Origin of the sequence: Bradyrhizobium sp. HKCCYLRH2060 (assembly GCF_051168135.1) — a bacterium.
Taxonomy (GTDB): Bacteria; Pseudomonadota; Alphaproteobacteria; order Rhizobiales; family Xanthobacteraceae; genus Bradyrhizobium.
The window spans coordinates 44,566-53,910 of record NZ_JBNPUK010000027.1; the positions used below are offsets into that span (position 1 = coordinate 44,566).

Below are 9,345 nucleotides of genomic sequence, written 5' to 3' on the forward strand. Positions count from 1 at the left end.
GCGGTCGCAGACCGCTACTGAAAGGCGACTTCGGCGAAGCTGCGCAGCTTGCGCGAATGCAGCCGCTCCGACTCCTGGTGCTTCAGCAGTTCCAGCGCCTTCAGCCCGATCTGGAGATGCTGGCCGACGCGCTGCCGGTAGAAGTCGCCGGCCATGCCGGCGAGCTTGATCTCGCCATGCAGCGGCTTGTCGGAGACGCAGAGCAAGGTGCCGTAGGGCACGCGGAAGCGATAGCCGTTGGCGGCGATGGCGGCGGACTCCATGTCGAGCGCGACGGCGCGCGACTGCGACAAGCGGCGGATCACCCCAGGGCCGGAGATCTCCCAATTGCGGTTATCGACGCTGGCCACCGTGCCGGTCCGCATCACCCGCTTCAGCTCAAAGCCGGAATAGCCGGTCACCGTCTCCACGGCCTCTTCGAGCGCGACCTGCACCTCGGCCAGCGCGGGGATCGGCACCCAGGGCGGCAGCTCCTGGTCGAGCACGTGGTCCTCGCGGACGTAGCCGTGCGCGAGGACGTAGTCGCCGAGCCGCTGAGTGTTGCGCAGTCCCGCGCAGTGGCCGACCATCAGCCAGGCATGCGGCCGCAGCACCGCAATGTGGTCAGTGACGTTGCGCGCATTCGACGGGCCGGTTCCGATGTTGATCAGCGTGATCCCCTGATGGCCCGGCTCGACCAGATGAAGCGCCGGCATCTGTGGCGTGCGCGACGGCGAGGAGCCCGTGGTGCCGCCGCCGAGCCGCGCGGTTCGCGTGATCACATTGCCCGGCTCGACGAAGGCCTCGGCTGCCCCCTGCCCGGCCGCCAGCTGCTGGCGGCCCCAATCGGCGAAGGCGTCGACATAGAACTGATAGTTCGTGAAGATCACGAAATTCTGGAAATGGTCCGGGTCGGTCCCGGTGTAGTGATAGAGCCGACGCAGCGAGTAGTCGACGCGCGCGGCGCGGAACAGCGAGAGCGGCTCCGGCATGCCGGGCTTCAGCTCGAGCGTGCCGTCGGCGATCGCATCGTCCATGGTCGCGAGATCCGGAGCGTCGAACACGTCGCGCAGCGAGCGCGTCACCAACGGGCTCTCGTGGTGCGGAAGCGCCGTCTCGATGTTGATGTCGCGGCGATAGGCGAAATGCACCGGGATCGGCTCGGCCGACTCGCCGATCTCGACCGGCATGCCGTGGTTCTCCACCAGCAGACGGATCTGCTCGGTGAGATACGAACGGAACAGGTCTGGCCGCGTCACGCTGGTCTCGTGCACGCCGGGCCCTGCGACGAAGCCATAGGCCAGACGCGAGTCGAGCCGGGCATGACTTGCGGTCGTCAGCCGCACGAAGGGATAGGTGGCGCGGATCCGTGTCGCCGGCACGACGCCGTTGGCATAGGCCTCGAAATGGCCGCGCAGGAACGCCGTGTTGCGCTCGTAGATCTCCTCGAGCCGGGCCACCGCGGCGGCCGCGTCGGTGAAGCTTTCGGTCGGGAACGGTTGCGGCGATTGCACGGTCAAGGGCGGCCTCATCTTGCTGAAGCCGATGGTAAGCGAAGCCGCCATACGAGTGCAACGCTCGTCGGCGGATCTTCCAGGCGCCGCCGAGGGTCCCCTCCCCGCGCGCCGAGACGCGAGGAGGGAATCGGCTCAGCCCTTCGCGAGCTGCGCGTCGAGGTCGTGCAGCACCTGGTAGCAGGGCAGCACCTGGGCAACGGACGCGTTGGGCTCGCGGCCCTCGCGGATCGCGGCGAAGAACTCGCGGTCCTGCAGCTCGATGCCGTTCATGGAGACATCGACCTTGGAGACGTCGATCTTCTCCTCCTTGCCGTTCACCAGATCGTCGTAGCGCGCGATGTAGGTGCCGGTGTCGCCGATGTAGCGGAAGAAGGTGCCGAGCGGGCCGTCATTGTTGAACGACAGCGACAAGGTGCAGATTGCGCCATTGGCGGCCTTGAGCTGGATCGACATGTCCATGGCAATGCCCAAGGTCGGATGGATCGGCCCCTGGATCGCATTGGCCTTCACGATCGGCGAGCCCGCCTGGTAGGCGAACAGGTCGACGGTGTGCGCGGCGTGGTGCCACAGCAGATGGTCCGTCCAGCTGCGCGGCTGGCCCAGCGCATTCATATTGGTGCGGCGGAAGAAGTAGGTCTGCACATCCATCTGCTGGATGTGAAATTCGCCGGCCTTGATCTTCTTGTGCACGAACTGGTGGCTCGGATTGAAGCGGCGGGTGTGACCGCACATCGCAACCAAGCCGGTCTCCTTCTGCAGCTCGACGACCTGCTGTGCGTCCTTCAAGGAGTCCGCGAGCGGAATCTCGACCTGCACGTGCTTGCCGGCCTTGAGGCAGTCGATCGCCTGCGCCGCATGCATCTGGGTCGGCGTGCAGAGAATGACGGCGTCGACCTCCGGCAGCTTGAGGCTGTCGGCGAGCTCAGTCGCGACGTGCTTGATGCCGTATTTGTCGGCGACTTCCTTGGTCTGGTCGAAGCGGCGGCCGACCAGCGACACCACCTCGACGCCGTCGATGTTCTTGATGCCGTCGAGATGCTTGATGCCGAAGGCGCCGGCGCCGGCGAGCGCGACCTTGATCGTCTTGGCCATTTAGTTGTTCTCCAGGATGAGATGGCCGACCGCGGTGTTGCTGGCCGGCACATGATAGAAGCGGTGGCGCACGGTCGGCGCGTTGCCCTTCTTGGTCTCGTTGACGTCGCTCATGGCGCCGCGCGCGATCAGCCACATCACGAGCTCGATGCCCTCGCTGCCGGCCTCGCGGACGTAGTCGATGTGCGGCACCTTGGACAGGCCTTCGGGATCGCTGATCAGCTTGTCCAGGAACATGTTGTCCCATTCCCGGTTGATCAGGCCGGCGCGCGGGCCCTGCAGCTGATGGCTCATGCCGCCGGTGCCCCAGATCTGCACGTTGAGCGGCTCGTCATAGCTCTCGATCGCCTTGCGGATCGCCTTGCCCAGCATGAAGCAGCGGCGGCCCGACGGCACCGGATATTGCACGACGTTGACGGCGAACGGGATCACCGGACACGGCCAGGCATCGACCTGGCCGAACACGAGGCTAAGCGGCACGGTCAGGCCGTGGTCGACATCCATCTTGTTGACGATGGTGAGGTCGAAATCGTCCTGGATCACCGACTGCGCGATATGCGCGGCGAGCTTCGGATGCCCGATCACCTTGGGCACCGGGCGCGGGCCCCAGCCCTCGTCGGCCGGCTGATACTCGGCCGCAGTGCCGATCGCGAACGTGGGAATCATGTCCAGGCTGAAGGCGGTCGCGTGGTCGTTGAAGACCAGGAACACGACATCAGGCTTCTGCTCCTTCTCCCACTGCTTCGCGAAGTCGTAGCCAGCGAACACCGGCTTCCAATAGTCCTCGCCGGTCTTGCCGAGGTCGAGAGCTGCGCCGATCGCCGGCACGTGCGAGGTGAAAACGCTTGCGGAGATTTTTGCCATTTACTTCTTCTCCCCGGTGTAGCGGTTGCCCTCAACCGAGCGGCCGCCCTTGATCATCATCTCGCGATACTGGTCTTCAGTCATGCCGGTCATGCTGCCGGCCATTTGCTGAAAGCTCTTGCCGTCGGTCGCGCCGATCTTGGCGAGGAAGTAGATGTTGCCACCAAGCGCAATGCAGCGGTTGAGGTCGCGGTCGAGCACGGCCTGCTTCTGCTCCTCGCTCATCGGCCATTCGTCGAGATAGGCGCGCTCGTTGGCCTTGAAGCGGGCGCGGTTCTCCGCCTTCATCAGCGACATGCAGAACTGGTTGAGGTGATAGCCCATCCGCGACATGTCCGCGTCGAAGATGGTCGTGCCGGGAACGTCGGTATAGGGTTTGTCGAGCGACATCGCTTCCCTCCTTCAGGATTCTTCGGGCCAGTACAGCCGCATCGGATTGTCGACCAGGAGCTTCTGCTGCAGCTCCGCGGTGACGGCGATGTGGGGAATGAAGTCGACCAGCAGGCCGTCATCGGGCATGTGGTCCTTGAGGTTCGGGTGCGGCCAGTCGGTGCCCCACAGCACGCGATCCGGGAAAGTCTCGACGATGCGCTTCGCAAACGGCACCACGTCGCGATAGGCGTTCTGCTCGCCGTTCAGCGCTGGCGGTCCCTTGACCGAGAGACGCTCCGGGCAGCTCACCTTGGACCAGACGTTGGAATGCTCGCGCATGAACTTCACGAACAGCTCGAACTCCGGGCCATCGACCGGCTTGGTCACGTCAGGACGACCCATGTGGTCGACGACGACGGTGGTCGGCAGCGACGTGAAGAAGTCCCACAGCTCGGGCAGGTCGACGGCTTCGAAATAGATCACGACGTGCCAGCCGAGCTTGTTGATGCGGTTGGCGATCTCGATCAACTCGTCCTTCGGCGTGAAGTCGACCAGGCGCTTGACGAAGTTGAAGCGGACGCCGCGCACGCCGGCGTCGTGCATCGCCTGCAACTCGGCGTCGGTGACGCTGCGCTTGACGGTGGCGACACCGCGCGCCTTGCCGTTCGAATGCGCCAGCGCATCGACCATCGCGCGGTTGTCGGCACCGTGGCAGGTCGCCTGCACCACGACGTTGCGGGCGAAGCCGAGATGGTCGCGCAGCGCGTAGAGCTGCTGCTTGGAGGCGTCGCAGGGCGTGTACTTGCGCTCGGGCGCATAGGGGAATTCGGCGCCAGGGCCGAACACGTGGCAATGCGCGTCGACGCTGCCGGCCGGCACCTTGAAGCGCGGCTTCGACGGGCCGTCGTACCAGTCGAGCCATCCCGGGGTCTTCTGGAACTCCATGAGGTTCCCTACTCCTTGGACTTGATCTTGTTAATGATACGATCGGCCTCGGTGCGCCAATCCGGGCTGCGCGCGAACTCCTTGGTGCCGCGCGTGCCGAACAGGCCGTCATCGGCGAGATCGGCGACCCAGGCCTGGCGCTCGGCGGTGCCGTCCGCCGACCACGGCGTCAGCCCGATGTCGCGTACGGTCTCGGCCACCTCCCTCACCTCCTCGGCGCGGCGGCGGCCATGCTCGATGACCCGCTGAAAGAAATAGGCGCCCTGCTTCTCCCAGTCGATCCCGGGAAAGGTCTCCTTCAGCGAGGCCAGCACCGCGTCCTCGACGCCATAGGCACGGGCGGTGGTGAAGCTCTCGATCACCATCGCCTCCAGGCCCTTGATCATGATGCTGCGGCACATCTTTGTGGCCGAGGCCACGCCGAGCTTGTCGCTGGCGGGCTTGGCGGCAAAGCCGAGATCGTTGAGCAGCGGCGCCAACTCGCGCGCACCGGCACCGCCGAGCAGCAGCGGCACCTTGATGCGATAGGGCGGCACCGAGGTCATCACCGCGCCTTCGACATAGCGGCCGCCGGCGCCGTCGATCAACGCGGCCGCGCGCTGCTTGGCGCCGGGCGAAGCCGAGTTGAAGTCGAGGAACCACGCGCCTGGCTTGATCTTCGGAGCGCAGGCTTCCGCCACCGCCACGTCCTGGCTGGCGGTCACTGCCGAGACGATGAAGTCGGCCTGCGCCGCCAGTTCGGCATGCGAGGCCGCGAGCGTCACGCCGATGCCGTCGGCATGGCTGCGCATGGCGTCGCCGCGGCTGTCGGCAAGCTTCACATCATAGGCCGAGACGCGCACGCCATCCTTGCGCAGATCCTCGGCGAGGATCTTGCCGACCTCGCCGTAGCCGATCAGCCCGACATGCCATCGGTTCGAGGGATTTGGGTTCGACGCCGCCGTCATCGCTTAGTCAATGTACTTGAGCCCGGCCTTCGCCAGCGGCTCGCGCATCTTGTACATGTCGAGGCCGAGCACGCCCGACGCCAGCTTCTCGCGCTTGTCGGCCTCGTTGGCCTCGCGCGCCGCGGCCGCATCCGCCGCCTGATGTGCGACCGCGGCCGGCACCACGACGATGCCATCAACATCGGCGACGATCACGTCGCCCGGATTGACCGCGGCGCCGGCGCAGACGATCGGGATGTTGACCGAGCCGAGCGTGGCCTTGACCGTGCCGCGCGCGGAGATCGCGCGCGAGAACACCGGGAACTGCATGTCGGTGAGATCGGCGACGTCACGGACGCCGCCGTCGATGACGAGGCCCTGCGCGCCGCGGGCGCGGAAGCTGGTCGCCAGGAGATCGCCGAAGAAGCCGTCGGTATTCTCGACCGTGCAGGCCGCGACGACGACGTCGCCGGGCTGGATCTGCTCGGCCGCGACATGCAGCATCCAGTTGTCGCCGGGCTGCAGCAGCACGGTGACGGCCGTGCCGCACATCTTGGCGGTCGGATAGATCGGGCGCATGTAGCATTGCATCAGGCCGACGCGGCCCATCGCCTCGTGGATGGTGGCGACGCCGAACTTCGACAGCTTCTCCACCGCCGCCTTGTCGGCGCGGTTGATCTTCGTCTTGACGATGCCGAGATTGTTCATGGGGGTGCTCATATCGCCTGCCCTTTAGATTACTTGCCCTTGGCCTTCAACGCGGCGTCGAGACGCGGGAACACGCGCCGCGCATTGCCTTCGTAGATCTGGTGGCGCTGCTCGGGGGTCAGCTTGGCGGCCTCGATGTAGCGCTTGGTGTCGTCGTAGTAGAAGCCGGTCTCCGGATCGATGCCGCGGACGGCGCCGATCATTTCCGACGCGAACAGGATGTTGTCGATCGGGATCACGCCGGTCAGGAGGTCGATGCCCGGCTGGTGATAGACGCAGGTGTCGAAGAAGATGTTGTTGAGCAGATGGTCCTTCAACAGCGGCTTCTTCAGCTCCTGGGCGAGGCCGCGGAACCGGCCCCAGTGATACGGCACCGCGCCGCCGCCATGCGGGATCAGGAACTTCAGGGTCGGGAAGTCCTTGAACAGGTCCGACGTCAGGCACTGCATGAACGCGGTGGTGTCGGCGTTGAGATAATGCGCGCCGGTGGTGTGGAAGCAGGCATTGCAGCTGGTCGAGACGTGGATCATCGCGGGGATGTCGAGCTCGACCATCTTCTCGTAGATCGGATACCAGTGCCGGTCCGACAGCGGCGGCGAGGTCCAGTGGCCGCCGGACGGGTCCGGGTTCAAATTGATGCCGACGAAGCCGTACTCCTTGATGCACTTCTCGAGCTCGGGAATGCAGGTCTTGGGGTCCACGCCCGGCGACTGCGGCAGCATGGCGACGCCGATGAAATTGTCCGGGAACAGCTTGCTGACGCGGTAGCAGAGCTCGTTGCAGATCCCAGCCCAGGTCGAGGACACCTGGAAGTCGCCGATATGGTGGGCCATGAAGCTCGCGCGCGGCGAGAACACGGTGAGGTCGCTGCCGCGCTCCTTCATCTTCTTGAGCTGGTTGCTCTCGATGCTCTCGCGCAGCTCGTCGTCGCTGATCGAAAGCTCCGACGCCTTGGGCATGACGGAGGGATCCTTGATGCCCGCGATCTGCCGGTTGCGCCACTCTTCGAGCGCCTTCGGAGCCGTCGTGTAATGGCCGTGCACGTCGATGATCACGTCAGTCTCTCCCTCAGATTGTCTCGCGAGCCAGCTAGCGCCTTCAATGCGCCGCCACGGGGGCGCCGACATCCTTGCCGCTGGCGCGGCCTCCCGGTCCCACGACCTGCTTTACCACAAGGGCGAGCGCCGCGATCAAGCCGGGAACTGCGATCACGGTGAAAATCTCGCTGAAGGTCAGGTGCCGCGCGGTCAATTCGGCGACCAGGAACGACCCGGCGATACCGCCGAAGCGACCGATGCCCATCATCCAGGCGACACCGGTGGCGCGGCCCTGGGTCGGATAGAACGCCGCGGCCAGCGCCGGCAGCGACGACTGCGCCGTGTTCATGACCACGCCGGCGACGAACACGATCACCACCAGGAAGCCCATGTTGCCGGCCGCCTGCCCAATCAGGAAGATCGTGACCGCCGTCAGCGCATAGCCGACCGCGACGATGCGGTTGGCGTTGAAGCGGTCCATCAGCAGGCCGAAGAACACCGCCCCGACTCCGCCGAGCGGGAACAGCGCCGAGATCAAGGTCGCGGTCTGCGGGTTCAGCCCGACATCCTTGAACAGGATCGGCATCCAGTTGATCAGCGAATAGAAGATCACCAGGCCCATGAAATAGGTGACCCACAGCATCAGCGAGCCCACACGCAGCACCGGCGACAGCACCATGCCGATGCCGGTGGCATTGACGCGCCGGGTGGTCTCGGCATGCTCCGGCTCCAGCATCACGAACTGGCCGACTTCGGAGGCCGCCGCCGAGACCCTGCGCATGACCTTACGGACGCGCTCGACACTGGCGCCTCGCGACAACAGGTAATGCACCGATTCCGGCAGGATCGCGATCAGCAGCACCGTCAGCACCAGCGGGGTGACGCCGCCGAGCACCAGCACGCTGCGCCAGCCCCATTGCGGGATCATCCACGCCGCGAGAAAGCCGCCGCATGCCGCGCCCAGCGGAAAGCCGCAGAACATCAAATTGGTCATGGTCGCGCGCAGCCGGCCCGGGCAGTACTCGCTGAGCAGGGTCACGGCATTCGGCATGGCGGCACCGAGGCCGATGCCGGTGACGCAGCGGAGCACGGTGAGCTCGGTGAGGTTGCTCGCGAACGCCGAGGCAAGACAGGCGATGCCGAAGATCAGCACGGAGCCGACCAGCACCAGCTTGCGGCCGAGACGATCGGCGATAGGCCCCGCGAACAGCGCCCCGCCGGCAAGGCCGAACAGCGCCGCGCTCAGCACCGGTCCCAGCGCCGACTTCTCGATGCCCCACTCCTTCAGGAGCGACGGCGCGATGAAGCCGATCGCCGCGGTGTCGAAGCCGTCGAGCAGCACGATGACGAAGCCGAGCGCGAAGATCAGCCACTGGAAGCCGGAAAACGGGTGGTCGTCGAGAAAGGCCTGGACGTCGACACGGGCGGTCGTTGGCATCGCTTCTGCTTCCTTGGGGTGCTGTTCTGGCGCATCAACCGAGGTCCGCAGACGCCCGTTCCTCGCGTGGTCGGGTCTTGCAGCTTCGGCAGCTTGACAGGCTATGTGACGGACAGGGACAGCGCGCACCAGCGCCCGGGGGCTTCTATCAGCTATTCCGAAACGGCATAAGATATCACATGAGCCATGCTGAATTTAGAATGGGTCTGGAGAGGCCGCCACAGCCGCTTGGGCGCAACGTCGAGGCTCACACCTCCACCTCCCCAGGCGACGCTGCTACACTTGAAGATCGGAGCTTTGCGCTCGCGTGTCTCCAAGTCGTCAGGGCCGGGCTTGTCCCGGCCATCGACGTTGGTCGGCATCCTGGGAATGACGTGGATGCCCGGGACGAGCCCACGGCTGTCCGGTTCAGACAGACTGGACATGGTGCATGGCGTGGATTCTTCTGCGGTCTTGAGCATCGCCAA

At 65.5% G+C, this 9,345-nt stretch carries 10 protein-coding genes; all 10 read right to left on the reverse strand.

The window, feature by feature from the left end:
• Positions 1 to 14: 14 nt before the first annotated feature.
• The gene (locus ACQR10_RS32050) at positions 15 to 1,511 is read right to left on the reverse strand and encodes an AMP nucleosidase (protein ID WP_316218385.1); all 1,497 of its coding nucleotides are present in this window, start codon (positions 1,509 to 1,511) and stop codon (positions 15 to 17) included.
• Positions 1,512 to 1,628: 117 nt separating this feature from the next.
• Positions 1,629 to 2,588, reverse strand: coding sequence for a Gfo/Idh/MocA family oxidoreductase (locus ACQR10_RS32055; protein WP_316183238.1), 960 nt, complete (start codon positions 2,586 to 2,588; stop codon positions 1,629 to 1,631).
• Positions 2,589 to 3,452, reverse strand: a complete 864-nt coding sequence (locus ACQR10_RS32060) for a class III extradiol dioxygenase subunit beta (RefSeq protein WP_316218320.1) — start codon at positions 3,450 to 3,452, stop codon at positions 2,589 to 2,591.
• Positions 3,453 to 3,842 carry a protocatechuate 4,5-dioxygenase subunit alpha gene (gene ligA, locus ACQR10_RS32065; protein WP_257168873.1) on the reverse strand — a complete coding sequence of 130 codons (390 nt, stop codon included), beginning with the start codon at positions 3,840 to 3,842 and terminating at the stop codon, positions 3,453 to 3,455.
• Positions 3,843 to 3,854: 12 nt separating this feature from the next.
• Complete coding sequence (locus ACQR10_RS32070) at positions 3,855 to 4,769, reverse strand: amidohydrolase family protein (RefSeq protein ID WP_316183236.1); 915 nt, start codon at positions 4,767 to 4,769, stop codon at positions 3,855 to 3,857.
• Between the two features lie 8 nt (positions 4,770 to 4,777).
• Entirely contained in the window at positions 4,778 to 5,716 is a 939-nt protein-coding gene (locus ACQR10_RS32075; RefSeq protein WP_316218319.1) for an NAD(P)-dependent oxidoreductase, read from the reverse strand.
• A 3-nt stretch (positions 5,717 to 5,719) separates the two neighbouring features.
• Positions 5,720 to 6,415 (reverse strand): 4-carboxy-4-hydroxy-2-oxoadipate aldolase/oxaloacetate decarboxylase, encoded by a 696-nt coding sequence (ligK, locus tag ACQR10_RS32080; RefSeq protein WP_315802430.1) that lies wholly within the window; start codon positions 6,413 to 6,415, stop codon positions 5,720 to 5,722.
• A 17-nt stretch (positions 6,416 to 6,432) separates the two neighbouring features.
• Complete coding sequence (locus tag ACQR10_RS32085) at positions 6,433 to 7,458, reverse strand: amidohydrolase family protein (RefSeq protein ID WP_316183233.1); 1,026 nt, start codon at positions 7,456 to 7,458, stop codon at positions 6,433 to 6,435.
• A 43-nt stretch (positions 7,459 to 7,501) separates the two neighbouring features.
• Positions 7,502 to 8,878 (reverse strand): MFS transporter, encoded by a 1,377-nt coding sequence (locus tag ACQR10_RS32090; protein ID WP_316218318.1) that lies wholly within the window; start codon positions 8,876 to 8,878, stop codon positions 7,502 to 7,504.
• 152 nt (positions 8,879 to 9,030) lie between these two features.
• Positions 9,031 to 9,345 (reverse strand): hypothetical protein (locus ACQR10_RS32095; protein ID WP_316218317.1); only part of this gene is annotated, 315 nt, incomplete at its 5' end.

What these genes read in the sequence shown, in the direction of transcription:
- ACQR10_RS32090 (WP_316218318.1), bottom strand. Translation starts at nt 8,878, where the DNA reads ATGCCAACGACCGCCCGTGTCGACGTCCAGGCCTTTCTCGACGACCAC.
- ACQR10_RS32050 (WP_316218385.1), bottom strand. Translation starts at nt 1,511, where the DNA reads ATGAGGCCGCCCTTGACCGTGCAATCGCCGCAACCGTTCCCGACCGAA.
- ACQR10_RS32055 (WP_316183238.1), bottom strand. Translation starts at nt 2,588, where the DNA reads ATGGCCAAGACGATCAAGGTCGCGCTCGCCGGCGCCGGCGCCTTCGGC.
- ligK (WP_315802430.1), bottom strand. Translation starts at nt 6,415, where the DNA reads ATGAGCACCCCCATGAACAATCTCGGCATCGTCAAGACGAAGATCAAC.
- ACQR10_RS32070 (WP_316183236.1), bottom strand. Translation starts at nt 4,769, where the DNA reads ATGGAGTTCCAGAAGACCCCGGGATGGCTCGACTGGTACGACGGCCCG.
- ACQR10_RS32060 (WP_316218320.1), bottom strand. Translation starts at nt 3,452, where the DNA reads ATGGCAAAAATCTCCGCAAGCGTTTTCACCTCGCACGTGCCGGCGATC.
- ligA (WP_257168873.1), bottom strand. Translation starts at nt 3,842, where the DNA reads ATGTCGCTCGACAAACCCTATACCGACGTTCCCGGCACGACCATCTTC.
- ACQR10_RS32075 (WP_316218319.1), bottom strand. Translation starts at nt 5,716, where the DNA reads ATGACGGCGGCGTCGAACCCAAATCCCTCGAACCGATGGCATGTCGGG.